Origin of the sequence: Acidihalobacter prosperus (genome assembly GCF_000754095.2) — a bacterium.
Lineage (GTDB): Bacteria > Pseudomonadota > Gammaproteobacteria > DSM-5130 > Acidihalobacteraceae > Acidihalobacter > Acidihalobacter prosperus.
Genome location: NZ_JQSG02000003.1, coordinates 1 through 26,148, shown reverse-complemented (window position 1 = coordinate 26,148; position 26,148 = coordinate 1). Strand labels below are relative to the sequence as shown.

The 26,148-nt window shown below is 64.6% G+C and carries 31 protein-coding genes; 24 read left to right on the top strand and 7 right to left on the bottom strand.

Annotation, left to right across the window (positions count from 1 at the left end; genetic code table 11):
* Position 1 precedes the first annotated feature (1 nt).
* Positions 2-232, bottom strand: a complete 231-nt coding sequence (locus tag THPRO_RS06885) for a PP0621 family protein (protein WP_038088862.1) — start codon at positions 230-232, stop codon at positions 2-4.
* Between the two features lie 154 nt (positions 233-386).
* Here THPRO_RS06885 and sucC point away from each other — a divergent pair, with 154 nt between their 5' ends.
* From sucC to THPRO_RS06865, 4 genes are read left to right on the top strand one after another with little or no spacing between them, the layout of a single operon-like run.
* Positions 387-1,556, top strand: coding sequence for an ADP-forming succinate--CoA ligase subunit beta (gene sucC, locus THPRO_RS06880; protein ID WP_065089414.1), 1,170 nt, complete (start codon positions 387-389; stop codon positions 1,554-1,556).
* Positions 1,553-2,434, top strand: coding sequence for a succinate--CoA ligase subunit alpha (sucD, locus tag THPRO_RS06875; RefSeq protein ID WP_038088857.1), 882 nt, complete (start codon positions 1,553-1,555; stop codon positions 2,432-2,434). The genes sucC and sucD overlap by 4 nt, the downstream gene beginning before the upstream one ends.
* Entirely contained in the window at positions 2,431-4,050 is a 1,620-nt protein-coding gene (locus tag THPRO_RS06870; RefSeq protein WP_038088856.1) for an NAD+ synthase, read from the top strand. Before sucD ends, THPRO_RS06870 begins: the two co-directional genes overlap by 4 nt.
* Positions 4,051-4,105: 55 nt before the next feature.
* A complete protein-coding gene (locus THPRO_RS06865; RefSeq protein WP_038088855.1) occupies positions 4,106-4,444 on the top strand; it encodes a P-II family nitrogen regulator in 339 nt (112 codons plus the stop codon).
* An 84-nt stretch (positions 4,445-4,528) separates the two neighbouring features.
* On the opposite strand, the gene THPRO_RS06860 is transcribed toward THPRO_RS06865, so the two are convergent.
* Positions 4,529-5,047, bottom strand: a complete 519-nt coding sequence (locus THPRO_RS06860) for a nitroreductase family protein (protein ID WP_038088854.1) — start codon at positions 5,045-5,047, stop codon at positions 4,529-4,531.
* A gap of 18 nt (positions 5,048-5,065) precedes the next feature.
* Positions 5,066-5,815 (bottom strand): outer membrane protein assembly factor BamD, encoded by a 750-nt coding sequence (locus THPRO_RS06855; RefSeq protein ID WP_038088845.1) that lies wholly within the window; start codon positions 5,813-5,815, stop codon positions 5,066-5,068.
* Between the two features lie 62 nt (positions 5,816-5,877).
* On the opposite strand from THPRO_RS06855, the gene rluD reads away from it, so the two are divergent.
* Together rluD and pgeF are read left to right on the top strand one after the other, a co-directional pair.
* The gene (rluD, locus tag THPRO_RS06850; protein ID WP_038088842.1) at positions 5,878-6,840 is read left to right on the top strand and encodes a 23S rRNA pseudouridine(1911/1915/1917) synthase RluD; all 963 of its coding nucleotides are present in this window, start codon (positions 5,878-5,880) and stop codon (positions 6,838-6,840) included.
* On the top strand, positions 6,833-7,585 hold the full coding sequence (gene pgeF / locus THPRO_RS06845; RefSeq protein WP_269085352.1) for a peptidoglycan editing factor PgeF: 753 nt from the start codon (positions 6,833-6,835) through the stop codon (positions 7,583-7,585). Before rluD ends, pgeF begins: the two co-directional genes overlap by 8 nt.
* Positions 7,586-7,598: 13 nt before the next feature.
* Here pgeF and THPRO_RS06840 read toward each other — a convergent pair whose 3' ends face one another.
* Positions 7,599-8,390: a BPSS1780 family membrane protein gene (locus tag THPRO_RS06840; protein ID WP_038088839.1), complete on the bottom strand. Its 792-nt coding sequence runs from the start codon at positions 8,388-8,390 to the stop codon at positions 7,599-7,601.
* A gap of 136 nt (positions 8,391-8,526) precedes the next feature.
* Here THPRO_RS06840 and clpB point away from each other — a divergent pair, with 136 nt between their 5' ends.
* Complete coding sequence (clpB, locus tag THPRO_RS06835) at positions 8,527-11,118, top strand: ATP-dependent chaperone ClpB (protein ID WP_065089412.1); 2,592 nt, start codon at positions 8,527-8,529, stop codon at positions 11,116-11,118.
* A gap of 57 nt (positions 11,119-11,175) precedes the next feature.
* Here clpB and THPRO_RS06830 read toward each other — a convergent pair whose 3' ends face one another.
* On the bottom strand, positions 11,176-11,517 hold the full coding sequence (locus THPRO_RS06830; protein ID WP_052064224.1) for a peptidoglycan-binding domain-containing protein: 342 nt from the start codon (positions 11,515-11,517) through the stop codon (positions 11,176-11,178).
* A gap of 179 nt (positions 11,518-11,696) precedes the next feature.
* On the opposite strand from THPRO_RS06830, the gene THPRO_RS06825 reads away from it, so the two are divergent.
* The gene (locus tag THPRO_RS06825; RefSeq protein WP_065089410.1) at positions 11,697-11,915 is read left to right on the top strand and encodes a hypothetical protein; all 219 of its coding nucleotides are present in this window, start codon (positions 11,697-11,699) and stop codon (positions 11,913-11,915) included.
* 3 nt (positions 11,916-11,918) lie between these two features.
* On the opposite strand, the gene THPRO_RS06820 is transcribed toward THPRO_RS06825, so the two are convergent.
* Together THPRO_RS06820 and THPRO_RS06815 are read right to left on the bottom strand one after the other, a co-directional pair.
* On the bottom strand, positions 11,919-12,773 hold the full coding sequence (locus THPRO_RS06820; protein ID WP_038088835.1) for an SDR family oxidoreductase: 855 nt from the start codon (positions 12,771-12,773) through the stop codon (positions 11,919-11,921).
* Positions 12,774-12,778: 5 nt separating this feature from the next.
* Positions 12,779-13,156 carry a DsrE family protein gene (locus tag THPRO_RS06815; protein ID WP_038088832.1) on the bottom strand — a complete coding sequence of 126 codons (378 nt, stop codon included), beginning with the start codon at positions 13,154-13,156 and terminating at the stop codon, positions 12,779-12,781.
* 114 nt (positions 13,157-13,270) lie between these two features.
* Here THPRO_RS06815 and THPRO_RS06810 point away from each other — a divergent pair, with 114 nt between their 5' ends.
* The 16 genes from THPRO_RS06810 (at position 13,271) to tolR (ending at position 25,970) form a co-directional block, all read left to right on the top strand.
* On the top strand, positions 13,271-13,534 hold the full coding sequence (locus tag THPRO_RS06810) for an FmdB family zinc ribbon protein (protein ID WP_038088825.1): 264 nt from the start codon (positions 13,271-13,273) through the stop codon (positions 13,532-13,534).
* 32 nt (positions 13,535-13,566) lie between these two features.
* Positions 13,567-14,199 (top strand): DUF502 domain-containing protein, encoded by a 633-nt coding sequence (locus tag THPRO_RS06805; RefSeq protein WP_038088824.1) that lies wholly within the window; start codon positions 13,567-13,569, stop codon positions 14,197-14,199.
* A 112-nt stretch (positions 14,200-14,311) separates the two neighbouring features.
* Positions 14,312-16,084: an aspartate--tRNA ligase gene (gene aspS, locus THPRO_RS06800; RefSeq protein WP_038088817.1), complete on the top strand. Its 1,773-nt coding sequence runs from the start codon at positions 14,312-14,314 to the stop codon at positions 16,082-16,084.
* Between the two features lie 23 nt (positions 16,085-16,107).
* On the top strand, positions 16,108-16,542 hold the full coding sequence (gene nudB, locus THPRO_RS06795; protein ID WP_038088815.1) for a dihydroneopterin triphosphate diphosphatase: 435 nt from the start codon (positions 16,108-16,110) through the stop codon (positions 16,540-16,542).
* Complete coding sequence (locus tag THPRO_RS06790) at positions 16,535-17,170, top strand: esterase/lipase family protein (RefSeq protein ID WP_065089409.1); 636 nt, start codon at positions 16,535-16,537, stop codon at positions 17,168-17,170. Before nudB ends, THPRO_RS06790 begins: the two co-directional genes overlap by 8 nt.
* 81 nt (positions 17,171-17,251) lie before the next feature.
* Complete coding sequence (locus tag THPRO_RS06785) at positions 17,252-18,004, top strand: YebC/PmpR family DNA-binding transcriptional regulator (RefSeq protein ID WP_038088814.1); 753 nt, start codon at positions 17,252-17,254, stop codon at positions 18,002-18,004.
* A complete protein-coding gene (gene ruvC, locus THPRO_RS06780; RefSeq protein WP_038088813.1) occupies positions 18,004-18,498 on the top strand; it encodes a crossover junction endodeoxyribonuclease RuvC in 495 nt (164 codons plus the stop codon). The genes THPRO_RS06785 and ruvC overlap by 1 nt, the downstream gene beginning before the upstream one ends.
* On the top strand, positions 18,495-19,094 hold the full coding sequence (gene ruvA / locus THPRO_RS06775) for a Holliday junction branch migration protein RuvA (protein WP_038088812.1): 600 nt from the start codon (positions 18,495-18,497) through the stop codon (positions 19,092-19,094). The genes ruvC and ruvA overlap by 4 nt, the downstream gene beginning before the upstream one ends.
* Entirely contained in the window at positions 19,091-20,125 is a 1,035-nt protein-coding gene (gene ruvB, locus THPRO_RS06770) for a Holliday junction branch migration DNA helicase RuvB (protein ID WP_038088811.1), read from the top strand. Before ruvA ends, ruvB begins: the two co-directional genes overlap by 4 nt.
* Positions 20,115-21,596 (top strand): HAMP domain-containing sensor histidine kinase, encoded by a 1,482-nt coding sequence (locus THPRO_RS06765; RefSeq protein ID WP_038088807.1) that lies wholly within the window; start codon positions 20,115-20,117, stop codon positions 21,594-21,596. The genes ruvB and THPRO_RS06765 overlap by 11 nt, the downstream gene beginning before the upstream one ends.
* Positions 21,593-22,162 carry a hypothetical protein gene (locus THPRO_RS06760; protein WP_038088804.1) on the top strand — a complete coding sequence of 190 codons (570 nt, stop codon included), beginning with the start codon at positions 21,593-21,595 and terminating at the stop codon, positions 22,160-22,162. Before THPRO_RS06765 ends, THPRO_RS06760 begins: the two co-directional genes overlap by 4 nt.
* Positions 22,140-23,501, top strand: a complete 1,362-nt coding sequence (locus tag THPRO_RS06755) for a sigma 54-interacting transcriptional regulator (protein ID WP_038088800.1) — start codon at positions 22,140-22,142, stop codon at positions 23,499-23,501. Before THPRO_RS06760 ends, THPRO_RS06755 begins: the two co-directional genes overlap by 23 nt.
* A gap of 437 nt (positions 23,502-23,938) precedes the next feature.
* Positions 23,939-24,172, top strand: coding sequence for a hypothetical protein (locus THPRO_RS16965; RefSeq protein WP_161489944.1), 234 nt, complete (start codon positions 23,939-23,941; stop codon positions 24,170-24,172).
* 256 nt (positions 24,173-24,428) lie between these two features.
* Entirely contained in the window at positions 24,429-24,851 is a 423-nt protein-coding gene (gene ybgC, locus THPRO_RS06745) for a tol-pal system-associated acyl-CoA thioesterase (RefSeq protein WP_038088792.1), read from the top strand.
* Positions 24,841-25,518 (top strand): protein TolQ, encoded by a 678-nt coding sequence (tolQ, locus tag THPRO_RS06740; RefSeq protein ID WP_038088788.1) that lies wholly within the window; start codon positions 24,841-24,843, stop codon positions 25,516-25,518. The genes ybgC and tolQ overlap by 11 nt, the downstream gene beginning before the upstream one ends.
* A 41-nt stretch (positions 25,519-25,559) precedes the next feature.
* A complete protein-coding gene (gene tolR / locus THPRO_RS06735) occupies positions 25,560-25,970 on the top strand; it encodes a protein TolR (protein ID WP_052064223.1) in 411 nt (136 codons plus the stop codon).
* Positions 25,971-26,148: the final 178 nt, after the last annotated feature.

Sequence of the window (26,148 nt, the reverse complement as noted above, 5' to 3'; positions counted from 1 at the left end):
TTCAGTGTTTTCCGGCGTCGTCGGTTTCCATGTGCTCGCGCGAACAGTAGCGTCGGCCCCGATGCGTCAGCGACTCGGCCGCGGGCAGGTGGATGCCGCAGTGATCGCAGCGCACCATGTCAAGTTCCCGCACCGGTGGCTGCTGCGTGTCGCCGGACGGTCTGGCGATGAGGCGGCGGTAGAGATAATAGCCGACGACGGCCAGTGCAAGCAGGAACAGCAATCGTGACATGGTGCCCTCGGTCGAGCGGGGTGGCTTTGCTCCCCAGGATTTTTCCCGCACAATAAAGTGCGGTTGTGATCGGCCGCATGTCCGCGCCGAGTACGGCGCCGCCCGGTCGCGGTAGCGGTCAGCATAAACGACCTTAAGGATAAAGCACTCGCCCATGCACCTGCACGAATATCAGGCCAAGGAGGTTTTCTCCCACTACGGTATCCCCGTGCCCCGGGGCGTAAGGGTCGAAAGTGGCGAGGCCGTCGCCGAGGCGATCGAGACGCTGGGCGGCGGCGCCTGGGTGGCCAAGGCCCAGGTGCATGCCGGCGGCCGGGGCAAGGCGGGCGGTGTCAGGCGCGCGGTGGGCGGCAAGGCCCTGCGCGAGACCGTAGAGAGCCTCCTGGGCTCGCGGCTCGTCACCGGGCAGACGGGGCCAGAGGGATTGCCGGTCGCCTCGGTGCTGATCGAATCGTTGACCGACATACAGCGTGAACTCTATCTCAGCCTGCTGGTGGATCGCGGTCATCGGCGCGTGGCCGTGGTGGCTTCGAGCGCCGGCGGCATAGATATCGAGAGCGTGGCTGCCGAGACGCCCGATCTGATCCTGACCGCGCATGCGCATCCGGTGGCCGGTCTGCAGGCGTGGCAGGGGCGGCAACTCGGTTTTGCCTTGGGGCTTGACGCGCCGCAGGTCGCGCAATTTAGCGTGCTGCTGTCACGCCTTTACCGATTGTTCACGGATATCGATGCGGCGCTGATCGAGATCAATCCGCTGGTGGTCACCGGTGGCGGCGATCTGATCGCGCTCGATGCCAAGATCAATCTCGACGACAACGCGCTGTACCGTCAGCAGCGGCTGGCCGAACGGGAAGACGAAACCCAGACGGACCCCGCCGAGGCCTTCGCGCGCGGGCACGGACTCAACTACATCAGGCTCGACGGAGACATCGGCTGCATGGTGAACGGCGCGGGCTTGGCGATGGCCACCATGGACCTCATCAAGCTGAGCGGCGGACGGCCGGCGAATTTCCTCGACGTCGGCGGTGCGGCGACCGCGGAACGGGTGGCCGAGGCCTTCAAGCTGATTCTGTCCGGCGAGCACATACGTGCGGTGCTGGTGAATATCTTCGGTGGCATCGTGCGCTGCGACCTGATCGCCGAAGGCATCGTGCAGGCCGTGCGCGAGGTGGCCGTGAGCGTGCCTGTCGTGGTGCGCCTCGAGGGTACGAATGCCGACAAGGGGCGCGCCATCCTGGCCGATTCCGGCCTCAACATCCTGCCTGCTGAGGATCTTGCCGATGCCGCCGCGCGTGCGGTCGCGGCCGCGGGAGGCGAGGCATGAGTATCTTGGTCGATCAGTCGACGCGCGTCATCTGCCAGGGCTTTACCGGCAAGCAAGGCACCTTTCACTCCGAGCAGGCACTGGCCTATGGCACCCGCCTGGTGGGTGGGGTGACGCCCGGCAAGGGCGGGCAGACGCATCTTGGGCTGCCCGTATTCGATACCGTGCATGACGCGGTGCGCGAGACCGGCGCCGAGGCGAGCATGATCTACGTGCCCGCAGCGTATGCCGGGGACGCTATCCTGGAGGCCGCTGATGCGGGGATTCGGGTGATCGTGTGCATCACCGAGGGCATCCCGGTGCTCGACATGCTGCGGGTGCGTGCCACGCTGGCGGACTATCCGGATGCCTGCCTGATCGGACCCAACTGCCCCGGCGTCATCACGCCGGGCGGGTGCAAGATCGGCATCATGCCGGGCGCCATCCACATGCCCGGACGCATCGGCATCGTATCCCGCTCCGGAACGCTGACCTACGAGGCGGTACATCAGACTACGCGCGCAGGGCTTGGACAGTCGACCTGCGTCGGCATCGGCGGCGACCCCATTCAAGGGCTCGATTTCGTCGATTGCCTGAAATTGTTCAACGAGGATCCCCGGACCGAGGGCGTGATCCTGGTCGGGGAGATCGGCGGTCAGGCCGAAGAGGAAGCGGCCGCCTATATCCAGGCTCAGATGAACAAACCGGTAGTGGCCTACATCGCCGGCGTGACCGCTCCGCCTGGCAAGCGCATGGGGCATGCCGGCGCGATCATCTCCGGCGGGCGGGGTACCGCGGCGCAGAAGTTCTCCGTACTGGAGGCCGCAGGCGTCGCCATCGTGCATTCGCCCGACGCCATGGGGCGGCGAATGCACGAGTTGTTAGCCGACCGCCGATGAGCGCGGCGCTGCGGATCGCCCTCGCCCAGTGCAACCCGCTGGTCGGGGACGTGGAGGGCAATGCGCGCATGATCCTGGAACAGGTGCGTACGGCGCGCGAGCGTCTCGATGCCCAGCTGATCGTGTTTCCTGAGCTGGCTTTGACCGGTTACCCGCCGGAGGATCTGTTGTTGCGGCCCTCCCTGCACGTGCAGGTCGAGACCGCGCTGGCGGCCATGGCGCCGTTGATCGACGACTGCCATGTCGTGATCGGGGTGCCCTACCGAGACGAAATCGGTTTGCGCAACGGCGCAGTGATGCTGGGCGGTGGGCGCGAAATTGCGCGCTACGCGAAACGTTGCCTGCCGAATTACAGCGTGTTCGACGAAAAGCGATATTTCGTCGAGGGCACATCGCCGTGCGTGGTACAGGTCGACGGCGTCGCCGTGGGGCTGACGGTTTGCGAGGATATCTGGTTTCCCGAGCCGGCGCGATCGAGTGTCGACGCGGGTGCGCAGTTGCTGGTCAATATCAATGCCTCTCCGTTTCACGCGAGCAAATACGACGAGCGCATGGCAACCTTGCGTCAGCGGGTGGTGGAAACCGGCGTTCCGCTGGTCTACGTGAACCAGGTGGGCGGTCAGGATGAGCTGCTGTTCGACGGCCAGTCGCTGGTGCTCGACGCGACGGGCGAACTGGTCCTGCGCGCACCTTCGTTCGAAACCGGGCTTTATCCCGTGTCGCCGGGGGAGGCGGCTGCTCTTGCCGTGATGGCACCGCAGGAAGGACTCGAGGCCGATGCCTATCGGGCGCTGGTGCTGGGCGTGCGCGATTATGTGCGCAAGAACGGTTTCCCCGGCGTGGTCATCGGACTTTCCGGCGGCATCGATTCCGCGCTGACCCTGGCCATCGCTGTCGATGCCCTGGGGGCGGAGGACGTACTCGCGGTCATGATGCCCTCGCGCTATACGGCATCGATGAGTCTCGAGGACGCACGTATCCAGTGCGCGAATCTCGGCGTCAAGGCGCTCGAAATCCCGATTGAGCGGCCATTCCAGGCCTTTCTCGGCGTGCTCGATCCCTTGCTCGCGGGTCGCCCGCCGGATACCACGGAGGAAAATCTCCAGGCCCGGTGTCGTGGCGTGATTCTGATGGCCATTTCAAACAAGACCGGCCGCATGGTGCTGACTACTGGCAACAAGAGCGAAATGGCCGTCGGTTATGCCACCTTGTACGGCGACATGGCGGGAGGCTTTGCCCCGCTCAAGGACGTACCCAAGACGCTGGTGTATCGCCTCGCCGCCTGGTGCAACCGAGACCGGGCTGCGATCCCCGAGCGGGTGCTCACGCGCCCGCCGTCCGCCGAGCTGGCGCCGGAGCAGAAGGATTCCGACTCGCTGCCGCCCTACGAGGTGCTCGATCCCATACTCGAGTATTTCGTCGAGCGGGACTGGTCGGTCGGCGAGATCGTGGCGGCCGGCTACGATCGTGAGGTGGTCGAGCGTGTGGTCGGATTGGTATTGCGCAATGAGTACAAGCGGCGCCAGGCGCCGCCGGGTGTGCGCATTTCGTCCCGTGCGTTCGGCAAGGACAGGCGTTATCCGATCACCTCCGGTTACGGGCGCGCGCTGCGTTGATCGTGGCCCCCGCCCCGTTTCGAACACACAACAAGACATCTGAGGAGTAGAGCGCATGAAAAAGATCGAGGCGATCATCAAACCGTTCAAGCTGGATGAGGTCCGCGCGGCCCTGATGGAGATCGGCATCGCGGGCATCACGGTCACCGAGGTCAAGGGCTTCGGTCGCCAAAAGGGGCATACCGAACTTTACCGTGGCGCAGAGTACGTGGTCGATTTCCTGCCCAAGGTCAAGCTCGAGGTGGTGGTCGGCGATGATCAGCTCGACGCTAGCATCGACGCGATCGTCAGCGCCGCGCACACGGGCAAGATCGGCGACGGCAAGCTGTTCGTGACGCCCGTGGAACGCATCATCCGTATTCGCACTGGCGAGGAAGGCGAGGCCGCGATCTAAGACCGCCGGGTCCGCGATGCAGGATAGGCGCCGTGCGCGTGATTGCCGCCGGTGAGGCCGCCTGGCCTGCGCCGTCGTGCCGGGTTAGGGGCGGAACACCACCTCGTCGAGGTGCCGCCGTGTGGTCGGTTCGGGGAGTTCGGCCGGATAGCCGAGCGTGAGCAGGGCGACCGGGTTCAGCGTCGGCGGCAGCTCCAGCAGACGCGCAATCTCCGCGCCATCGAAGTAGCCGACCCAGGCGGAACCCAGCTCGGCGGCAACCGCCGCCAGCTGGGCGTAGGCGGCGGCAATGGTCGCATCCTGAAGCGCATAGAGTGCGCGGCCACGTTCCCCGAAGGCCAGTGCGGAGCGCTCGGCGTCGGTACAGAAAACCAGGCAAACCGGCGCCTCGGCAATGAAATCCTGGCCGGCGATGCGCGCCAGCGCCGCGCGGCGGTCGACATCCTCGATCACACCGATCTGATAGGCCTGCAGGTCCCCGGCCGAAGGGGCCGAGAGGGCGCTTTCGAGAATGGCGTGCAGCTTGCCGGCCTCGACGGGCATGTCGGGCTGGTAGTGGCGGACCGAATGGCGGCGGCGAAGGGTCGTGAAGAAGTCGCTCATGCCGCCTCCCGGTGCTTGTCAGTGCCGGGCGTGGTCGCCGGGCGTATTGAGGACCAGAACCTTGCGCGTCTGCTCGGCCAGCTCATGCATGCCGAGTTTGTCGTAGGCCGCGATCATCATTCTCAGGGCGCGTGGCGTGGCTTGCGCGCCTGGGTAGTCCTGCAGAACCAGTTTGCAGCGGTTGATCACCGCCACGTAGGCGCCCCGCTTCATATAATAGCTCGCCACGTATAGCTGGTGCTGCGCCAGCTCGTTGCGCAGGAAAATCATGCGTCGCCGCGCGTCGGGCGCGTAGCGGCTGTGCGGGTACTTCTCGACCAGCGTCTTGAAGGCAGCGAAGGATTCCTTGAGCGGGGCGACATCGACGCGCGAAGGATCGACCGGAAACAGGCGGTCCATGATGCCGGTGTGGGCATTGAAGTTGGCCAGCCCCTGCATGTAGTACGCATAGGCGACTTCAGGCGACAACGGGTTTTCCTTGATGAAGCGTTGCGCCGCTTCGACCGTCGACTTGGGTTCGTTCTGCTTGTAGTAGACGTAGATAGTCTCGAGCTGGGCCTGCCGCGCCAGCTGCCCGAAGGGGTAGTGTCCGCGCAGAGCCTCGAACATGTTCAGGGCGCGGGTGTAGTTGCTGTCCTTCAGTGCTTGCTCGCCGGCCTTGTAATACTGCTCGGCGGTCCAGTGCTTGGTGTCGGTACGGGTGGACGCACACCCTGCGAGGGCGGCGCTGATGAGAACGAGCAGTGCGGCGTGTCGCCAGATATGCATGGCAGTCCCGGGTAAAAGCCTGAATAATAGCCGGCGAGTATAACTGACCCGATTAGCCGCGTATGCCCCCCAATGCCAGTCTGCAGTTTGATATACCGCCCGAATTCGCCGGTCGCCGGGTGGATCAGGCGCTTGCCCAGCTGATGCCGGATTATTCGCGTACGCGCATCAAGGACTGGATCGAGGCGGGGCGGGTCACCCTGGACGGGCGCGTGCCGCGTCCGCGCGACAGCGTGACGGGAGGCGAGGCGGTGAGCGTGCGGCCGTTGGTGGCGGTCATCCACGAGGATCGTGCGCAGGCCATCGCGCTGGATATCCGGCACGAGGATGACAGTCTGTTGGTGCTGAACAAGCCGGCCGGCCTGGTCGTTCATCCCGCCGCCGGCAACCCTGAAGGCACCCTGCTCAACGCGTTGCTGCACCATGCCCCCGATCTCGCGACCCTGCCTCGCGCCGGCATCGTGCATCGGCTCGACAAGGATACCAGCGGCCTCATGGTGGTCGCCAAGACACCCGGGGCGCATCAGGCACTGGTGGCGGCGCTGGCGGCGCGCGAGGTCAGCCGGGAGTATCTGGCGCTGGTGCAGGGCGAGCTCATTGCCGGCGGCACGGTTGAGGAACCGATCGCGCGTCACCCGCGGGACCGCAAGCGCATGGGCGTGGTGCCGGGCGGCAAACCGGCGATCAGCCACTACCGTGTGATCGAACGCTTTGTCGGCCATACCCTGGTGCGGGTCGCGCTTGAAACCGGGCGGACCCACCAGATTCGCGTTCATATGTCGCACATCCGCCATCCCATCGTCGGCGATCCCGTGTATGGCGGGCGTTTGCGCCTGCCCCCGGGCTCGGACGAGGCGTTGACGAATACGATGCGCGGTTTCCGCCGCCAGGCTTTGCACGCCACTCGGCTCGCACTGGCGCACCCCGTCAGCGGCGAGCACCTGGTCTGGGATGCGGAGCCGCCCGACGACATGACGACGCTGCTGGCCGCTTTGCGCGAGCATGTCCGGGGGCGTGGTGACTGAGGCGCCGACGCACGACTGGCCGTGTCCGGACTGGCCCGCTCCCGCGCCGGTACGGGCCTGGGTCACGACCCGCGCCGGCGGCGTCAGCCTGGGTGCGTATGCCGGCCTGAATCTGGCCGCCCATGTGGGTGACGATCCTGCCGCTGTGGCGGAAAACCGTGCGCGGCTGCGTGCCGCGGCGTCGTTGCCTGCAGAACCGGTGTGGCTCGATCAGGTGCACGGGCGAAGTGTCGCCGTATTGGGCGCCGACAGCACCGCCGGTATCGAGGCGGATGCCGCCGTGACCGACTGTCCGCAGGTCGTGTGCGCCGTGTTGACCGCCGATTGTCTGCCCGTTTTGCTGTGCGACCGCGCCGGCACGCGCGTCGGTGCGGCGCATGCCGGCTGGCGCGGCCTGGCGGACGGCGTGCTGGCCTCGACGGTGGCCGCCCTGGACACCTCGCCGGACGATCTGCTCGCCTGGCTCGGGCCCGCTATCGGCCCGCAGGCCTTCGAAGTGGGCGACGAGGTGCGGGCGCGTTTCATGCTCGAAGACGAGCGTGCGCAGGCGGCCTTCAAGCCTTCGCCGGCGGGGCGCTGGCTGGCCGATCTTTATGCCTTGGCGCGTCTCGCGCTGGCGCGCGCCGGCGTCACGGCCGTATGGGGGGGCGGCGACTGCACCTACGGCGATTCTGAGCGCTTCTATTCTTACCGCCGCGATGGTGCCACGGGCCGCATGGCCAGCCTGATCTGGCTGGCGCGTTGAGTTCGCGCGGGCGTCAGGCCGTATCGCCGCTGCCCGGCGGCAGCCTGTCTGCCGGCTGCGTGGTGCTGCGGGCCAGACTGGTAAAGGTGTCGAGATAGGCGCAGTAGGTCGAGGCGATGCTCATCGGCCCGATTATAAGCAGTCCGAGGCCGAGCGGAATCATGGCGACGAGGGTGAGGGCGAGGTAGACCAGCCCGAAAATCAGCCAGGCACCGATATTGTGCATATTCGCGCGCAGGCTCAGTTTCAGCGCAGCCAGCGGCGCCATGTCAGCGAGCATGACCAGCGGTACGGCGAAGAACAGGGCCGCGGCATAGATCAGTGCCAGCAGCAGCACGCCCAGCAGCGCGAACAGGCCGATGCCGGCGCCTGCGCCGACCAGGGCCATCCCGCCCATATGGCCGCCGCCCATGGCGCCGAACCCCAGCAGGCTCATGATGAAACTGCCCCCCAGCAGTATTGCGGCCAGCAGGGCGATGACGTTGACGACCAGTGTCCAGAGGCCCAGGGTGAGCATGCCACCGCGCAGCCGTGGGTCGGAAAAGGCCGCAAACAGCTGGCCGAAGCCGGGGGCTTGGCCGTGCGCGGTCGTTTCGATCGCGACCAGCAGTCCGCCCATGAGCGCCGGCGTTGCCAGCAGGGCGATCAGTTGCCCCGCGACCGGCACGCTGCCGAGTCCGAGGAGTATCACCGAGAAGATCACGAACAGCAGCACCAGCATCCCGGCCTGACGGCGGAAAATATCCCAGCCGCCGGCGACCCATTCCCATCCCTGTGCCGCGCCGAGTTTTCTGATCTCGTGCATCGCGCCCTCCCGGTGTGTGCGCAAAACATAGCACGATGGCGCGCAGGCGTGACATCCTGAACCCCAGACATTGAAAAAGGCCGCCGGTGGCCGCATCCCTTAGGGCATTCACCGATTATCCAGAGGGGATTTCGACATGCGCATGGACAAGCTGACCAGCAAGTTCCAGATGGCGCTGGCCGACGCGCAATCGCTGGCTGTGGGCCGTGACCACCAATTCATCGAGCCTTTGCACCTGATGCATGCACTGCTGGACCAGGAGGGCGGCACTGTGCGGCCGCTGCTGGCTCAGGCCGGCGTCAACGTCAACCAGTTGCGCGCGCGGCTGGACGAGGCCCTCGACGGTCTGCCGGAAGTCGAGGGCGTGGCCGGTGAGGTACATCTGTCCAACGATCTGGTCAAGCTGTTGAACGTGACCGACAAGCTGGCCCAGAAGCGTCAGGATGCCTATGTATCGTCCGAGCTTTTCGTGCTTGCGGCGCTGGAGGTCAAAGGCCATCTGCAGGATCTGCTGACCCAGTGCGGCGGTTCCCGCGGCGCGCTGGAGCAGGCCGTGGAGTCGTTGCGCGGCGGCGCCAAGGTCGACGATCCCAACGCCGAGGAACAGCGCAAGGCCCTGGAGAAATACACCATCGATCTGACCGAGCGTGCCGAGCAGGGCAAGCTCGATCCGGTCATCGGCCGCGATGACGAAATCCGCCGCGCGGTGCAGGTGCTGCAGCGTCGTACCAAGAACAATCCTGTGTTGATCGGCGAGCCGGGCGTCGGCAAGACGGCGATCGTCGAAGGTCTTGCGCAGCGCATCGTCAACGGCGAGGTGCCGGAGGGGCTCAAGCACAAGCGCGTATTGTCGCTGGACATGGGCGCGCTGCTGGCGGGTGCCAAATTCCGCGGTGATTTCGAGGAGCGGCTCAAGGCCGTGCTCAACGACATCGCCAAGGCCGAGGGCAATGTCGTGCTGTTCATCGACGAAATCCACACCATGGTCGGTGCCGGCAAGGCCGAGGGCGCCATGGATGCCGGCAACATGCTCAAGCCGGCATTGGCCCGGGGAGAGCTGCATTGCATCGGCGCAACCACTCTTGACGAATACCGCCAGTACCTCGAAAAGGACGCGGCGCTGGAGCGGCGATTTCAGAAGGTGCTGGTCGACGAGCCGAGCGTGGAGGATACGATTGCCATTCTGCGCGGGCTCAAGGAGCGTTACGAGGTGCACCACGGCGTCGAGATCACCGACCCGGCCATCGTTGCCGCGGCGATGCTTTCGCATCGCTACATCGCCGACCGCCAGCTGCCGGACAAGGCCATCGATCTGATCGACGAGGCGGCCAGCAGGATCCGCATGGAAATCGATTCAAAGCCCGAGGAGATGGACCGTCTCGAGCGTCGGCTGATCCAGCTCAAGATCGAACGCGAGGCACTCAAGAAGGAGTCGGACGAGGCTTCGCGCAAGCGTCTGGCCGATCTGGAAGGTCAGATCGGAACCCTGGAACGCGAGTACTCCGACCTGGAGGAAATCTGGAAGTCGGAGAAGGCGGCGGTGCAGGGCACCACGCACATCAAGGAGGCGCTGGACCGTGTGCGCACCGAGCTCGAGACGGCCAGACGGGCAGGCGATCTCGCGCGTATGTCCGAGCTTCAGTACGGTCGAATCCCCGAGCTTGAGCATCAGCTGGATATGGCCTCGCAGGCCGAGATGCAGGAAATGAAACTGTTGCGCAACAAGGTGGGGGACGAGGAGATCGCCGAGGTGGTGTCGCGCTGGACGGGTATCCCCGTGGCCAAGATGCTCGAAGGCGAAAAGGACAAATTACTGCGCATGGAGGACGAACTCGCCCGCCGCGTGGTGGGGCAGACCGAGGCCGTGCGCGCAGTGTCGAACGCCATACGTCGTTCACGCGCCGGCCTGTCCGACCCCAATCGCCCCAACGGCTCTTTCCTGTTCTTGGGGCCGACCGGCGTGGGCAAGACCGAGCTGACCAAGGCGCTGGCCTCGTTCCTCTTCGATACCGAGGACGCCATGGTGCGCATCGACATGAGCGAATTCATGGAGAAGCACTCCGTTGCCCGTCTGATTGGCGCGCCGCCCGGATATGTCGGTTACGAGGAAGGCGGTTATCTGACCGAAGCGGTGCGTCGCAAACCGTACTCGGTGATCCTGCTCGACGAGGTCGAGAAAGCGCACCCGGACGTGTTCAATGTGTTGCTGCAGGTCCTCGATGACGGGCGCCTCACCGACGGCCAGGGACGGACGGTGGACTTTCGCAACAGTGTGATCGTGATGACGTCCAATCTGGGTTCGCAGGCGATCCAGGAAATGGCCGACGAAGAGCACTACGAGGCCATGAAGGCGTCGGTGATGGAGGTCGTGGGCGGGCATTTCCGGCCGGAATTCATCAACCGTATCGACGAGGTCGTAGTGTTCCATCCTCTCGGTCGCGAGCAGATCCGGCTGATCACGGCAATCCAGCTTGCAGCCCTGCGCGCGCGGCTGGCCGAGCGCGACATGCGGCTCGAGGTCAGCGAGGCGGCGCTGGATCGCCTCGGAGAGGCGGGTTTCGATCCGGTATACGGGGCGCGTCCGCTCAAGCGCGCGATACAGCAGGAAGTGGAGAATCCGCTGGCCCAGCAGATACTGTCCGGACGTTTCTCGCCTGGCGACGTCGTGCACATCGATAGCGAGGCGTCGGGTCTGGTGTTCAGCCGGGAGGAAGTTTCGGTGGCATGAAAAAAGCCCCGCGGAACATCGTTCCGCGGGGCCCTGGTCGCTGTGCCGGCAGCGCTTTTACTTGGCTTCGAGCTTGGCCAGGGTCATCTTGGTCAGATGGCCGGTCGCCTTCAGGCCGTTGGCCTTCTGGAAGCTCATGATCGCGGAGCGGGTCTTGGGGCCCATCATGCCGTCTACCTTGAGCATGGCGCCGTGCTTGTTGAGGGCTTCCTGGGCCTTCTTCACCGACAGGCTGGCATGCATGACGTGCTTCATGGCCGGCTTGTGCGCGGGCTTGGCGGGCGTCATCGGCTTGGCGGCCTCATGGGCCGGCGCGGCCGGCATGGCGTTTTCGGCCATGGCGGGGAGACTGAGGGTCAGTGCGCCCAGCACGGACATCGCAACAACATAGCTTTTCATCGAATTGTCTCCTGAGGATACGGTCCCCTCGCGACTGAGGGGCGACACGGATATTAGGGCCGGCGGAGAGTTCGGTAAATGGATTAAATTATTATTTTTTATGTTGAAACGTACGTCGGTTGTCGTCTGCCAACGACAAGCGGTGATTGCTGATCGCACACCAATGATAGGGATGCTTTATGAAAGTCGAAATGGGTGACGAGGGGCTCGAAATACTGGGTCTATCGCGGGATCAGGTGGCCTTGTTGGCGGATGCGCTCAAGTCGGCTCCCAATCAGGCCTTCATGGAGGACGAGGAATTGCGCCGTCTATACAAGTTGATGGCGATCCTGCAGTCGGATATTTGGGACGACATGACGGCCGGCCGATTCGATTTCACGCCTTACCGCCGCCAGTAGGTCTCATGCGTTCTCGTTGCGCGAGATACGCGCCAGCAAACCGTCCAGCGCGCGCGTCGGCAGCAGGCGGCGCAACGTGCCGAACAGGCGAGTGGGGAAGGTGACATAGTAGCGTGCGCGCGGTCGCGGGCTTTCCAGGGCATGCAACAGCGCGTTGACCACGGCTTCGGGGCCCAGTTCGAAGGCGGCCCTGGCCGATTCGGGCTTGGCCAGACGTCGCTCGGCACCGGCGTAGGCGACGGCAAAGGGACTGTTCTCGCGGTCGATATGGCGTTTGAAGGCGGCGTAGGCGTTGGCGCGAAAGCGGCTGGTGATCGGGCCGGGTTCGATCAGGCAGACATGGATGCCGCTGCCGCGCAGCTCCAGGCGCAAGGTGTCGCTCAGTCCTTCCAGGGCGAATTTGCTGGTGACGTATGCGCCTCGGAAAGGCAGCGCGATCAGGCCGAGAATGGAGCTGTTGTTGACGATGCGCCCGTGACCCTGGCGACGCATGACGGGCAGCAGCCGATTGGTCAGTTCCAGCCAACCGAGCAGATTCACCTCGAGTTGCTCGCGCATGACCGCGCGGGTGAGATCCTCGACGGCTCCGGGCTGGCCGTAGGCGCCATTGTTGAACAGGGCGTCCAGGCGGCCGCCGGTGGCATCAAGTACCGCCACGGTTGCCTCGGCGATGCTCGCGCTGTTGGCCAGATCGAGTTGCAGGGCGTCGTGCAACCCCCGCTCGCGCAACCTGGCCACATCCGCTTCGTGTCGGGCGCTGGCGAATACCCGCCAGCCGCGGCGCTGCAGCGCCAGCGCCGCGCACAGGCCGATGCCGCTGGAGCAGCCGGTGATCAGGATGCTGCGGGACGTGCTCATGGCGTTCAATAGGTCAGAACCGCGACGCCTTCCTCGGCCACTTCGCCGATGAAGGCACCGCCGCCGCGCGCGCCGTCGAGTTCGGGGATCGCATTGTCGGGCGTCAGGCCATGTTCGTCCATCGCACCCGCGCATGCATAGAATTTGGCACCGGCTTCATGGGCGTCGCACATGAAGTCGTAGACCGATTTTTCCTGGCCGCTGCCGGGATACAGGCGTGACGCCTCTCCCTTCATCAACAGGCGAGTGGTACGGGCTGCGAAGTATATCTCCACCTCGAGATCCATGGCGGCCGCGACGGCGGCCTGGAAGAACGGCGTGCCCAGCGTGCCGGGGTAGTCCGGGTTGAGGTTGAGCAGCATGATGACGATCTTGTCGGCCATGTCGGTTTCTCCTGGTCTCGTCTCGGTTGCGGGCGGGTGACGACAGACTGGTTTTTATCGAAATCGTCCCCATATAATCGCGCACATATTGGCTGAGTTTGGGAGTATTTGAAAATGCCGATCTACGAATACCGATGCGAGGCTTGCGGACATGAGCTGGAAGCGATTCAGCGCATGAGCGACGCGCCCCTGGTGGAATGCCCCGGTTGCGGCAAGCTATCGTTGAAGAAGCAGATTTCCGCGGCTGGCTTCCGCCTGGCCGGCGGCGGTTGGTACGAAACCGATTTCAAGAAGGACAACAAGCGCAATCTCGCGGGCGATACGGCCTCAAAACCGGCCTCCAAGCCGCCCGAAAGCAAATCTGCCGCACCCGCCTGAGCGGGAGCCGCTCAACCTGAGGACGTCCTGCCATGGCCGCTTGGCTGCGCCGTTACCTGATTGCGGGCTTGCTGATCTGGGTGCCGCTGGTGATCACGGTCACGGTCATCGATGTCCTGATGGGCTTCATGGACCGGACGCTATTGCTGCTGCCGCCGCAATGGCGTCCGGAGGCTCTCCTCGGTTATCCCATCCCGGGCCTCGGCCTCGTGCTTACGGTAGCTATCGTGCTTTTGACCGGGCTGCTTGCCGCGAACCTCTTCGGTCGCAAGGTGGTGGCCGTCTGGGAGGCCCTGCTGGCGCGAATACCTCTGGTGCGAAGCATCTACTCGGCGGTCAAGCAGGTGGCCGAAACCGTGTTCGCGGCCAACGGAGAGGCCTTTCGCAAGGTGCTGCTGATCGAATATCCGCGGCGCGGCATCTGGACGCTGGCCTTTCAGACCGGCAGCGCGAGCCGCGAGATCCAGGAGCGCACAGCGGCGGAGGTGATCACTGTGTTCGTGCCGACCACGCCCAATCCCACCTCTGGATTCATCATGATGGTGCCGCGCGATGAGGTTATCGAGTTATCGATGACGGTGGAGGAGGCGCTCAAGCTGGTGGTGTCGCTCGGCGTGGTCTCGCCACGCGATCTTCCGCGCGCCACGGCCGCCCCCGAGGTTTGAGCCGCCTGGCGTCGCGGTTGCGCCTCCTGCGGTCTCGCCTTAACATTGCCGATTCCGCGCCGCCGCCTGGCGGCGCTTTTGGTTTTACCGATTGGGATATCCGAACGTGAGCATGCGTAGCCATTATTGCGGGACCCTGGAGGCCTCGCTGGTCGACCAGGAGGTGGTGCTGTGCGGCTGGGTCAACCGCCGCCGTGATCATGGCGGGGTGATCTTCATCGACCTGCGCGACCGCACGGGCTTGGCTCAGGTGGTCTTCGATCCCGACCTGCCGGAAGTCTTTGCCCAGGCCGAACGCGCGCGCGGCGAGTACGTGCTGCAGGTTCGAGGGAGGGTGCGTCGCCGGCCGGTGGGCACCGAGAATGCCGCCATTCCGTCCGGCGAGATCGAGGTGCTGGGACGCGAACTGCGTGTGCTCAATGCTGCGGATACCCCGCCCTTCCAGTTAGACGAAGACGATGTCGGAGAGGAAACGCGCCTGCGCTATCGCTATATCGATCTGCGCCGTCCCGAGATGCAGCGTCGCTTGATGCTGCGTGCGCAGGTGACGCGGACCTTGCGCCGCTTCCTGGACGACCGGGGTTTTCTCGATGTGGAAACGCCGATGCTGACCAAGGCGACGCCGGAAGGTGCGCGCGACTACCTGGTGCCGAGCCGAACACATAACGGCAGCTTCTTCGCTCTGCCCCAGTCCCCCCAGCTGTTCAAGCAGCTGCTGATGATGAGCGGACTGGATCGTTACTATCAGATCGTCCGCTGCTTCCGCGACGAGGATCTGCGCGCCGACCGCCAGCCCGAGTTCACCCAGCTCGACATCGAGACTTCTTTCCTGGAGGAAGAGGATGTCATGTCGTTGATGGAGAGCATGGTACGCGAGCTGTTCGCGCAGGTACTCGAGATCGCGCTGCCCGAAACCTTCCCGCGCATGACCTACGCCGAGGCCATGAGCCGCTTCGGATCGGATAAGCCGGACCTGCGCATTCCGCTGGAGCTGGTCGATGCGACCGATCTCATGCGCGAGGTCGAATTCAAGGTCTTTTCCGCCCCCGCCAACGACCCCGCAGGTCGCGTGGCGGTGCTGCGTCTGCCCGGCGGCGGTTCGCTGTCGCGCAAGGAGATCGACGACTACACCGCGTTCGTCGCGCGTTTCGGCGCCAAGGGACTGGCCTACATCAAGATCAACGAGCTGGCCGCCGGCCGCGAGGGATTGCAGTCGCCGATTCTCAAGTTCCTCCCCGACAACGTGGTCGATGCGCTGGTCGAGCGCAGTGCCGCGGCGGATGGCGACCTGCTGTTCTTCGGTGCCGACAAGGCGAGCGTGGTCAACGATGCCCTCGGCAATCTGCGCGTGCGTCTGGGACACGACCGAGACCTGGTCGAGCACGGCTGGCGCCCACTGTGGGTAGTCGATTTCCCCATGTTCGAATACGACGACAAGGCCGGCCGCTGGGTCTCTTTGCATCATCCCTTCACCGCGCCGCGTGTTGCCTCCGCCGAGCGTCTCGGCGACGCCCCGGGTGAGGTGCTGTCGCGCGCCTACGACATGGTGCTCAACGGGTCGGAGGTCGGCGGCGGCTCCGTGCGCATCCACGATCCCGCCATGCAATCGGCCGTGTTTCGCCTGCTCGGTATCGGCGAGGACGAGGCGCGCGAGAAATTCGGTTTTTTGCTCGATGCGCTGCGTTACGGCTGCCCGCCACACGCAGGTATCGCGTTCGGTCTGGACCGGCTGGTCATGCTGATGACCGGCAGCAGTTCGATCCGCGATGTCATCGCCTTCCCCAAGACGCAGACGGCAGCTTGCCCCCTGACCGATGCCCCGACCGCCGTGGACGACCGACAGCTGCAGGAGCTGGGTATCCGCCTGCGCCGCCCCCAGGGCTGACGACGCAAGAGGCTGAGGTCGGGATGGCCTGGAAGCGTCCCGAGTCGGTGTTGGTGATCGTCGCTGTACGCGACGGACGCATGCTGTTGCTGGAGCGTCGCCGGCCGCGAGGTTTCTGGCAGTCGGTGACCGGCAGCCTCGAAGCTGGCGAGACGCCTGCCGCCGCCGCCCGGCGCGAACTGTGCGAGGAGACGGGATTGTGCGACGTGCCCTTGATCGATGCCCGTATCGCCCGCCGCTTTCCCATCGTCATGCCCTGGCGCCATCGATACGCCCCGGGCATCCGCGGCAATCTCGAACACGTCTTTTATGTCGGCTTGCCGCGGCCGAGGCCGGTCGCGCTGAATCCGCACGAACACCTGCGTTACCGCTGGCTGGCGCGCGGAGAGGCTTTGCGGCGAACCTGTTCGTGGACCGATCGCGCGTCGATCCGACGTGGAGCGCATAGGCATGCGTGAGGCCGTAGTCTCGCTGCACGGGTTGTGGATGACCGGGCTGGAAATGCGCCTGCTGCGTACCCGCCTGCAGCTGCGCGGTTACGAGCCGTATCCGTTTCGTTATCCGAGCGTGCGCCGCTCGCCGCGCGCGAACGCGCAGGTGTTGCGCGCATTCGTCGACCGGATCGACGCGGAAGTGGTGCATTTCGTTGCGCATTCCCTCGGCGGACTGGTGGTGTTGCATCTCTTCGATCTGGCGCCGCTGCAGCGGCCGGGCCGCGTCGTGATGCTGGGGTCGCCTCTGGCGGGCAGTCGTGCCGCGCGCCGCGTGGCGCAGTGGCCGTTGCTGGGGCGCGCGCTGCTGGGCGCCAGTCTGTCCGGCGGACTGCAGGGCGATGTCCCGCCCTGGCAGGCTGGCCGCGAGCTGGGTGTGGTGGCAGGTACCGGCAATACGCTGGGCGTGGGCCGGCTGTTCGGCGGGCCGCTGCCGCGCCCGCACGACGGCACGGTAGCGCTGAGCGAGACGCGGGCGCCCTACGTGTCGAGTCATCTCGAAGTGCCTTGCGGGCATTTTGGTCTGTTGTTCAGGGCGGATGTCGCGGAGGCGGTGGCCCATTTTCTGCGTGAGGGGGTATTCCCTCGCGGCTAGGGGGCGTCTCTCCGTGGAGCGGGCCGGGGCATGATAAAATCGGCCATCGCATCGATATGTATCGCTTGAAGAGGTGGCGGCATGGCAGGGCATAGCAAGTGGGCCAATATCCAGCACCGCAAGGGTGCCCAGGACAAGAAGCGCGGCAAGCTTTTCACCAAGCTGATTCGCGAGATCACGGTTGCGGCGCGCATGGGCGGCGACGACCTGAGCGCCAATCCGCGGTTGCGCATCGCAATCGACAAGGCGCTGGCGGCGAACATGCCCAAGGATACGATCGAGCGCGCCCGCAAGCGCGGCGCGGGCGAACTCGACGGCGACAACTACGAAGAGGTCCGTTACGAGGGCTATGGGCCGGGCGGCGTGGCCGTGATGGTCGACTGCATGACGGACAACCGCAACCGTACGGTGGCGGAAGTACGGCACGCCTTCACCAAGGCGGGCGGCAATCTCGGCACCGATGGTTCCGTGGCCTTCATGTTCACGCATACCGGCGTGCTCGGTTTCCCGCCGGGGCTGGATGAAGATCGCGTCATGGAGGTGGCCTTGGAAGCCGGTGCCGAGGACGTGGTCACGGATACGGACGGCAGCATCGAGGTGCTGACGCGGCCGGATGCTTACGAGGCGGTGGCAGCGGCGATGCGCGAGGCCGGCCTCGAACCGGAACGCGCCGAGGCAACCATGCGGCCCGACAATCTCACCCCGATCGATGCCGAGACCGCCGAAACCATGATCCGCCTGATCGAAACCCTTGAAGATCTGGATGACGTGCAGTCGGTGTACGCCAACGCCGATTTCCCGGACGAAGTGCTGGAACGCATGGCTGCCGGCTGATGCGCATCCTCGGCATCGACCCCGGGTCGCGGATCACCGGCTATGGCTTGATCGACAGCGACGGGCGCCAGAGCCGGCATGTCGCCAGTGGTTGCATCCGTTTGCCGGAGGGCGCGCTTGCCGAGCGGCTTGGCCGCATCTTCCGCGAAGTCGGCGAAATCGTCGCAGCGCACACGCCCGCGGTGATGGTCGTCGAACAGGTTTTCGTGGCGCGCAATCCCGCCTCCGCCCTCAAGCTGGGCCAGGCGCGCGGCGCCGCGATCTGCGCGGGGGTGGTGGCTGGATTGTCGGTGCATGAGTATGCGCCGCGCGAAATCAAACTTGCCGTCGTCGGCACAGGCGCGGCGGACAAGACACAGGTGCAGCATATGATCAGACTTCTGCTCGGCCTGGATGCCAAGCCTCAGGCCGATGCCGCCGATGCCCTTGCCATCGCCGTGTGTCACGCGCATACGGGTCTGCGTTTGCCGCGCGTTGTCGGAGGCCAGGCATGATCGGGCGGCTCCGAGGCCTGCTGACGTTCAAGCAGCCCCCGCAGCTGCTCATCGAGGTGGGTGGCATCGGTTACGAGGTCGAGGCGCCGATGTCCACTTTCTACTTGCTGCCCGATGTCGGCGAGGAAGTGCTGCTCTACACGCATCTGCATGTCCGCGAGGATGCCCATCAACTTTTCGGTTTCGCCGCCGAACGCGACCGCGCACTGTTCCGCGAGCTGCTCAAGGTCAACGGCGTGGGTGCGCGGGTCGCCCTCGCGATTCTTTCGGGCATGGATGCGGAGACGTTCACGCAGTGCATCCATGCCGGAGACAGCGCGCGCCTGACACGTTTGCCGGGTATCGGCAAGAAGACCGCCGAACGTCTGATCATCGAGCTGCGCGACCGGCTTTCGGCACCCGTTGCCAGCACGCGCGATGCCGCGCCTGCCCTCGCACCGGTGCGCCCGGTCGATGCCGAAGAGGAAGCGGTCAGCGCACTGGTCGCGCTGGGCTACCGCCCGCCAGAGGCGAGCCGCATGATCGCGGCCGTGTCTGGCGAAGGCCTCGATGCCGAGGCGATGATTCGCCAGGCCCTGCGAGCGGCGGTGCGGTGAGCGAGCGCGAACGCCTGCTGAGCGGCGAATCACTGGGCGGCGACGGCGAAGCCGAAAACGGCATACGCCCGCAACGGCTTGCCGATTATGTCGGGCAGTCGGTCGTGCGCGAGCAGATGGAGGTGTTCATACACGCTGCACGTGCGCGCAGCGAGGCGCTGGATCACACGCTGATCTTCGGGCCGCCTGGCCTCGGCAAGACCACCCTGGCGCATATTATCGCCAACGAGCTGGGCGCGAGTCTTCGTCAGACCTCCGGTCCGGTGCTGGAAAAACCGGGTGACCTGGCTGCGCTGTTGACCAACCTGGAACCTCATGATGTGCTTTTCGTCGACGAGATTCACCGCCTGAGTCCGGTGGTGGAGGAGATTCTCTACCCGGCGATGGAGGACTTCCAGCTCGATATCATGATCGGCGAAGGGCCAGCCGCGCGCTCGATCAAGCTGGAGCTGCCACCCTTCACCCTGGTGGGCGCGACCACCAGGGCCGGCTTGCTGACCTCGCCGCTGCGAGACCGTTTCGGTATCGTGCAGCGATTGGAGTTCTACGATACCGCCGATCTGACGCGCATCGTGACCCGTGCGGCGCGTATTCTCGGCGTGGCGATCGATGCCGAAGGCGCCGGCGAGATTGCCCGCCGCGGTCGCGGTACGCCGCGTATCGCCAACCGGCTGCTGCGGCGCGTGCGCGACTTCGCGCAGGTCAAGGCCGATGGCGCGATCGACGTCGCGGTGGCGGCGCGTGCGCTCGATATGCTCAATGTCGACCGTTTCGGTCTCGATCACATGGACCGCCGACTGCTGCTGGCGGTGATGGAGCGTTTCGACGGCGGGCCGGTCGGCGTGGACAGCCTCGCGGCTGCCATCGGCGACGAGCGCGGCACCATCGAGGACGTTATCGAGCCCTATCTGATTCAACAGGGGTTCCTGGCGCGCACCGCCCGCGGCCGGGTTGCGGGGCGCCGGGCCTGGGCGCATTTCGGGCTGACGCCGCCCGCGGGCGGAGAACTTTTCGCGCACGATGAAGATTAAGTGGCTATCCGGCGCCGGCCCGCGGCGCTGGCCACCGCATTCGCTGGGTGGGCTGGTGCTGGTCAGCTTTACGCTGGTGGTGCTGCCGCTGTTGCTGGTGGTGCTGGGCGCGGCTTACGCGGTGAACCGCATCGCCGGGCAGAGCGAGGAGATCGTCAACGAGGGCGTACAGCTGACGCAGGGCAGCCTGCTGCTGATGGAGGAGCTGGTCACCATGGAGCGCAGCGCCCGTCAGTATCTCGTGGTGGGCGATCCCGGGTTGCTGCAGGTGTTCCGCTCCAGTCACCAGCAGTTCGATCACACGGTGCACGGCTTGATGTCGTTGTCCATGGGCGAGCGTCTCGGTACCCAGATCGCGCAGCTTTCGGCGGGCGAGCGCGAGCTGGCAAACCGGTTTCTGCAGTCGACACAGGCCAAGCCAGCGGCACCGAATCGCATCGACGGGTTCGACCGTCTCAGCCGCGAGGCGCATCAGCTCTGGATCGACAGCAGCCGCGTCGTCGGCCATCGTGTCGATGCCCTGAGGACGCGGGCGGGTTGGCTGCAGCAAGTGCTGGTCTGGGGCGCCTTGCTGTTGGTGCCGTTGACCTTTGCCCTGGCTTACGGGCTGAGCAGACTGATCTTGCGCCCGGTGCGTCAGATCGATCATGCCATCCATCACCTCGGCGATGGCCGTTTCGATCAGCCGGTCGCGGTCAGCGGACCGCGCGATCTCGAATATCTGGGCGAGCGCCTCGACTGGACGCGCCGTCGCCTGCAGGAACTCGAAACCGGCAAGCAGCGTTTTCTGCGTGACATGTCACACGATCTCAAGACGCCGCTGACGACCCTGCTCGAAGGCGTTTCGCTGCTGGACGAGCAGGTGCTGGGCATGCTCAATGCCGAGCAGGCCAGTCTGATGCGCATATTGGCGGCCAGCGGTCGGCAGCTGCAGGAGCGCATCGAGCAACTGCTGCAGTACAGCCGTCTGCAAGGGCAGTTCGCAAGCCTGAATCTGAAGCTGCTCGATTTCGCACAGCTGATCGAACAATCGCTCAAGGCGCTGATGCCGGCAATCGCCGGGCGCGGCCTGCAGGTCGACAAACATATGACCCGGGCCGCACTCTGGGGAGACGAGGCCAAACTGCGTCAGGTGGTCGACAATCTGCTCTCGAATGCCATCAAATATGCGCCTCGGGGCTCGACCCTGCATATCGTGGTTTCACTCGCCGAGGGCTGGGTGGCGATGCGTCTGGTGGATGAGGGGCCGGGTATCTCCGGCGAGGATCGCGCGCATCTGTTCGAGCCATTTTACCGCGGCAGACCTCCGCAGGAGGGTATTGTGAGAGGATCCGGTCTGGGACTCGCCATCGTGCAGGAATATGTGCAGGCGCACCGTGGCCGTGTGCGTCTCGATGTGCCGCGCGAAGGAGAGGGTGCCGTGTTCGTGGTTGAGTTGCCGCCGGATTTGCGCGAGGAGAATGCGGAATGAGCATCGGCCGCCTTGGGGGCTTGCTGTTGCTGACGGGCCTGCTGTCGCTGGCCGGTTGCGCCAGGCTGCCGGCGTTTCTGAAAGCGCCGGCCCCCATGGAGACGACGCCGTCGGTCCCTGGACCGAAGCGGCCCGAAACCCCGCCACCGCCTTTGCCGTCCCCCTCGGCCGGTATCAAGGCGCTGCTGAGTTATGCGGGTGCGGCGGCCGCGTTGTCCGAGAATCGGCAGAAGGCGGTCTGCGAACAGGCCAAGGCGCGTTATGCCCAGCGCCCTGACGACTATGCGCGGATCACGCTTGCGACGCTGGCCACCGTGGTGCCGCAGTGCCTGTCCGTCGAACAGCGGGAGGATCTGCTTCAGGTTCTGGCCGCCAAGCGGGATACGCCTTACCGCGGATTGGCGCTCATATTGCGTCAGGTCGCGCAACGCGAACAGTCGGATGCGCAGGCATTGGCCGCTGCGCACCAGGAAATCGACACCCTGCAGGCAAAACTGAAGGCGTTGACCCGAATCGAAACGCAGCTCAATCAGGTGAAGGATCGTGAGTTACAAAACCTCAACTAAGACGCGCGTGCTATTGGTGGATGACGAGCCCGATCTGCTGCATGTGCTCTCCCTGCGACTGAATGTGGCCGGATACGACGTGGAGACCGCGCAGAGCGGAGCGGAAGCGCTGTCCAAGCTGCCTGTGTTTCGGCCGCAAGTGGTGATCACGGATCTGCGCATGGAAGGGATGGACGGCATGGCACTGTTCGACGCCATCGCCCGTGCCTATACCGGTTTGCCGGTCATCATCCTGACGGCGCACGGCAATATTCCGGACGCCGTGGCCGCGACGCGGCGCGGCGTGTTCGGTTTCCTGACCAAGCCCTTCAACCACCGCGAGCTGCAGACCCAGATCGACTCCGCGGTACAGTTGGGGGGCGGCTTCCCCGGGGAGACGGAAATCGAGGCGGCGTGGAGCGCAGGCATCATCACGCGCAGTCCGGAAATGCAGGCCGTGCTGGCGGAAGCCAAACTGGCCGCGCGCGCCGATGCGAGCATCCTTATCCGAGGCGAAAGCGGTACCGGCAAGGAATTGCTGGCGCATGCGATCCATCGCGCGAGCCGCCGTCACGAAGGGCCTTTCGTGGCCGTGAATTGCAGCGCGATTCCCGAAAATCTAATCGAATCGGAGCTTTTTGGCCACCGCAAAGGCGCCTTTACCGGGGCGGCCCACGACCATCCGGGTCTGTTCCAGGCGGCGCGTGGCGGCACGCTGTTTCTGGATGAAATTGGCGATATGCCGCTATCGGCACAGGCCAAGCTGCTGCGCGCATTGCAGGAGCGGGCCGTTCGACCGGTGGGTGCGGTGTCCACTATTGCGGTGGATGTTCGCGTGGTTTCGGCCACGCACCGGGATCTCGATGCGGCGGTGCGCGAGGGGCGTTTCCGTGAGGATCTTTATTATCGTCTCAACGTGGTCACGCTGAGCTTGCCCTCGCTTTCCGATCGGCGCGAGGACATCCCCTTGCTGGCGGCCCACTTTCTCTCCGCGGCGGCCGATCGGGCTCCCCAGGAAATCAAGGGTTTCTCGCCAGACGCGATGTCGCGGCTGGTCGCCTACGATTGGCCGGGCAACGTGCGCCAGCTTCACAACGTCGTCGAGCGGACGATCGCGCTGACCACCACGCCCCTGATCCCGGCCAGCCAGGTGGAGAAGGCGCTAAACGAAGGTCCGGCCGAAATGCCGTCGCTGGTGGAGACGCGGGAACAGGCCGAGCGCGAATACATCACCCGCATCCTGACGCTGACCGACGGCAACGTGACGGCGGCAGCCAAGCTCGCCAAGCGCAACCGTACGGAATTCTACAAGTTGTTGAATCGCCATCATATTGACCCCGCCTTGTTCAAGCGCGCCTGAGACTGTCGCCATTGGGCGACAGGTAAATTCCTTCCATATCAGTCGTTTAACATGAACGTCACGTGATCTGTCGTCATATGCCGACGCTTTGTCGCGCGCCTGCCACCCTGATTTTATTTAATGCATTGATTATTAATTAATTTAGTTGGTTGGCACGCGAATTGATACGTTAAGCAGGAGAATCGACTGATTACGCCGGCACAAGCGGATGGGAGCACGGATGAAAAAGCGCGTGTTCTTGGTCATCTTCGCCATGTTGGCAACCGGTCCGGCGTTTGCGCTACTGGGGTGGATGACTGCCAGTGAGGCCTCGCCCCAGGGAGTGGTGCAAGCGGTCAAGTCTCCGTCCGATGCACCGCATAGCGCATCCGGGGCGTCGCGCTGAACCCGATGGGCTGCGCGATATTTGCAACACACTTTGATGGATGAGGATTTTTATGAACAGGAATCAGCTGAAGATCGCCGCAGTTGCCATCGTGCTCGGAGCCGGTCTGCTCGCCGGTTGCGGCAAAAAGGAATCCAGCACCCCGGCAACCTCGAATTCGAGCGGGTCCGCCCCGACCGCTGCGGCGCCATCCTCGGCGACCTCGATGCCTGCCGCGCCGGCCACGAGCATGCCCGATTCGGGCACGCACGCGCCGGCCGCGACCACCAGTACCCCGGCTTCCTGATAGCCGGATAGTTTTCGCCTGCCGCTTCTTGACGGTGGGCTACGTTGTCGCTCCTTCCGGCGATGACGTCACAACACATTCTCCCTCGGGTTGTTGTGACGACATCGCCGGCTATTTAATCCCAATTCCCCGATTCGCCGGCCAGGGTGTGGCCGACTCCGGGCGACAAAAAGACTGCGAAACATTCTCGGATTTGACAGAATACCCCCCTGTTGCCTTCCGCCCAGCCATGTGCGGAGTGCCTCGGGAGTGAACCATGGAAGTGTTTACCTGGCCGGTACGCGTCTATTACGAGGACACGGATACGGCGGGCGTCGTCTACTACGCGAACTATCTCAAGTTCATGGAAAGAGCGCGGACCGAGTGGCTGAGAAGCTTGGGATTCGAGCAGGACAGCCTGATGCGAGATCCCGGCGTGATCTTTGCGGTGCGCGCGGTGGACGTTGACTACCGACAACCGGCCCGTTTCAACGATGCCCTCGACGTAACCGCTGCGGTCAGACACGTGCGGCCCGCGAGCGTCGTGATCGAGCATGAGGTTCTCCGGGCCTCCGAGGCGAGCGGCGACAGGCCGTTGCTCGCATGTGGCAGTGTCAGGCTGGCTTGCCTCGACGCAGCGTCGTTCAGGCCGGTCGCATTCCCCGAAAATTTATTGGAGGCCGTCGTTCGTGTCAGTTGATCCCACTTTCTACGAGTTGGTCATCAACTCCAGCCTGCTGGCCCAGCTGGTCCTGGTGCTGCTGATGATCGCTTCGGTGCTGTCCTGGGCGATGATTTTCGTGAAGTGGCGCATGCTCAAGCGCGCACGCCGTCAGGCAATGGTGTTCGAGGACCGTTTCTGGTCGGGTGCGAACCTGTCGCAACTCTACGAATCGGTGCGTACTCAGGCGCAACGCGGTGGTATTGAAGGCATCTTCGCGGCCGGTTTCCGCGAATACCTGCGTCTGCAACGACCCAATCAGGAAACGGTACCCAATTTCGTCATCGACGCTGCGCAGCGGTCCATGCGAGTCGCCTCCTCGCGCGAGGAGGATGAACTCGGTCGCTGGCTCAACTTTCTGGCTACGGTCGGTTCGGTCAGTCCCTACGTGGGTCTGTTCGGTACCGTCTGGGGCATCATGCACGCGTTCATGGCCCTGGGTAACGTGCAGCAGGCATCCTTGGCGATGGTGGCGCCGGGTATTGCGGAAGCCTTGATCGCGACCGCCATGGGGCTGTTCGCGGCGATTCCCGCCGTCGTCGCGTACAACCGTTTCGCCGATGAGTTGGAGCGTCTGATGACGCGCTATGACAATTTCCAGGATGAATTCCTGGCATTGCTACAGCGCCAACTGGTCATGAGCTGATCGAGTCCCCGATGTCACGCAGAAATCGCCGCCGCAAACCGATGGCCCAGATCAATGTCGTTCCGTATATCGATGTGATGCTGGTGTTGTTGGTGATCTTCCTGGTGACTGCCCCCTTGCTGAAGCAGGGCGTCAAGGTCGATCTCCCGCACGTGCCGTCCAAGCCGGTTTCCAGCCAGCCTACGCAAACGCCACTGACCGTCACGGTGAACGCCCAGGGCGCTTTTTTCGTCAATCAGGGCGCCAATCCTACGCAAGCGCTAGATGCCGCCGCCTTGAGGCATATCGCCGGAGAAATTTTGAGCAAACACCCCAAGATTCAGGTCTACGTACGTGGCGATAGCCATGTAAGTTACGGGAAAGTGGTTGAGGCGATGGGCATCCTGCAACAGGTTGGGGCGGACAAGGTGGGGCTGGTGACCGAGCCGCCGGCCGCCGATTCACGGCACTGACACCATGTGGCGTGAGCTGAAACAGCACCCATGGGCATTGCTGGCCGCGATTCTGCTCAACCTGTTCATATTGGTTCTCTTCGGCGTCGGGCTCAGTTTCGACCGCAATATCACCCCGGCCTCGTCCGGTGCGCCTATCCAGGCCTCCTTGGTCACGCCACCGAAGACCGATAGTGCC

What these genes read in the sequence shown, in the direction of transcription:
- THPRO_RS06885 (WP_038088862.1), bottom strand. Translation starts at nt 232, where the DNA reads ATGTCACGATTGCTGTTCCTGCTTGCACTGGCCGTCGTCGGCTATTAT.
- sucC (WP_065089414.1), top strand. Translation starts at nt 387, where the DNA reads ATGCACCTGCACGAATATCAGGCCAAGGAGGTTTTCTCCCACTACGGT.
- sucD (WP_038088857.1), top strand. Translation starts at nt 1,553, where the DNA reads ATGAGTATCTTGGTCGATCAGTCGACGCGCGTCATCTGCCAGGGCTTT.
- THPRO_RS06870 (WP_038088856.1), top strand. Translation starts at nt 2,431, where the DNA reads ATGAGCGCGGCGCTGCGGATCGCCCTCGCCCAGTGCAACCCGCTGGTC.
- THPRO_RS06865 (WP_038088855.1), top strand. Translation starts at nt 4,106, where the DNA reads ATGAAAAAGATCGAGGCGATCATCAAACCGTTCAAGCTGGATGAGGTC.
- THPRO_RS06860 (WP_038088854.1), bottom strand. Translation starts at nt 5,047, where the DNA reads ATGAGCGACTTCTTCACGACCCTTCGCCGCCGCCATTCGGTCCGCCAC.
- THPRO_RS06855 (WP_038088845.1), bottom strand. Translation starts at nt 5,815, where the DNA reads ATGCATATCTGGCGACACGCCGCACTGCTCGTTCTCATCAGCGCCGCC.
- rluD (WP_038088842.1), top strand. Translation starts at nt 5,878, where the DNA reads ATGCCCCCCAATGCCAGTCTGCAGTTTGATATACCGCCCGAATTCGCC.
- THPRO_RS06840 (WP_038088839.1), bottom strand. Translation starts at nt 8,390, where the DNA reads ATGCACGAGATCAGAAAACTCGGCGCGGCACAGGGATGGGAATGGGTC.
- clpB (WP_065089412.1), top strand. Translation starts at nt 8,527, where the DNA reads ATGCGCATGGACAAGCTGACCAGCAAGTTCCAGATGGCGCTGGCCGAC.
- THPRO_RS06830 (WP_052064224.1), bottom strand. Translation starts at nt 11,517, where the DNA reads ATGAAAAGCTATGTTGTTGCGATGTCCGTGCTGGGCGCACTGACCCTC.
- THPRO_RS06825 (WP_065089410.1), top strand. Translation starts at nt 11,697, where the DNA reads ATGAAAGTCGAAATGGGTGACGAGGGGCTCGAAATACTGGGTCTATCG.
- THPRO_RS06820 (WP_038088835.1), bottom strand. Translation starts at nt 12,773, where the DNA reads ATGAGCACGTCCCGCAGCATCCTGATCACCGGCTGCTCCAGCGGCATC.
- THPRO_RS06815 (WP_038088832.1), bottom strand. Translation starts at nt 13,156, where the DNA reads ATGGCCGACAAGATCGTCATCATGCTGCTCAACCTCAACCCGGACTAC.
- THPRO_RS06810 (WP_038088825.1), top strand. Translation starts at nt 13,271, where the DNA reads ATGCCGATCTACGAATACCGATGCGAGGCTTGCGGACATGAGCTGGAA.
- THPRO_RS06805 (WP_038088824.1), top strand. Translation starts at nt 13,567, where the DNA reads ATGGCCGCTTGGCTGCGCCGTTACCTGATTGCGGGCTTGCTGATCTGG.
- aspS (WP_038088817.1), top strand. Translation starts at nt 14,312, where the DNA reads ATGCGTAGCCATTATTGCGGGACCCTGGAGGCCTCGCTGGTCGACCAG.
- nudB (WP_038088815.1), top strand. Translation starts at nt 16,108, where the DNA reads ATGGCCTGGAAGCGTCCCGAGTCGGTGTTGGTGATCGTCGCTGTACGC.
- THPRO_RS06790 (WP_065089409.1), top strand. Translation starts at nt 16,535, where the DNA reads ATGCGTGAGGCCGTAGTCTCGCTGCACGGGTTGTGGATGACCGGGCTG.
- THPRO_RS06785 (WP_038088814.1), top strand. Translation starts at nt 17,252, where the DNA reads ATGGCAGGGCATAGCAAGTGGGCCAATATCCAGCACCGCAAGGGTGCC.
- ruvC (WP_038088813.1), top strand. Translation starts at nt 18,004, where the DNA reads ATGCGCATCCTCGGCATCGACCCCGGGTCGCGGATCACCGGCTATGGC.
- ruvA (WP_038088812.1), top strand. Translation starts at nt 18,495, where the DNA reads ATGATCGGGCGGCTCCGAGGCCTGCTGACGTTCAAGCAGCCCCCGCAG.
- THPRO_RS06765 (WP_038088807.1), top strand. Translation starts at nt 20,115, where the DNA reads ATGAAGATTAAGTGGCTATCCGGCGCCGGCCCGCGGCGCTGGCCACCG.
- THPRO_RS06760 (WP_038088804.1), top strand. Translation starts at nt 21,593, where the DNA reads ATGAGCATCGGCCGCCTTGGGGGCTTGCTGTTGCTGACGGGCCTGCTG.
- THPRO_RS16965 (WP_161489944.1), top strand. Translation starts at nt 23,939, where the DNA reads ATGAACAGGAATCAGCTGAAGATCGCCGCAGTTGCCATCGTGCTCGGA.
- ybgC (WP_038088792.1), top strand. Translation starts at nt 24,429, where the DNA reads ATGGAAGTGTTTACCTGGCCGGTACGCGTCTATTACGAGGACACGGAT.
- tolR (WP_052064223.1), top strand. Translation starts at nt 25,560, where the DNA reads ATGGCCCAGATCAATGTCGTTCCGTATATCGATGTGATGCTGGTGTTG.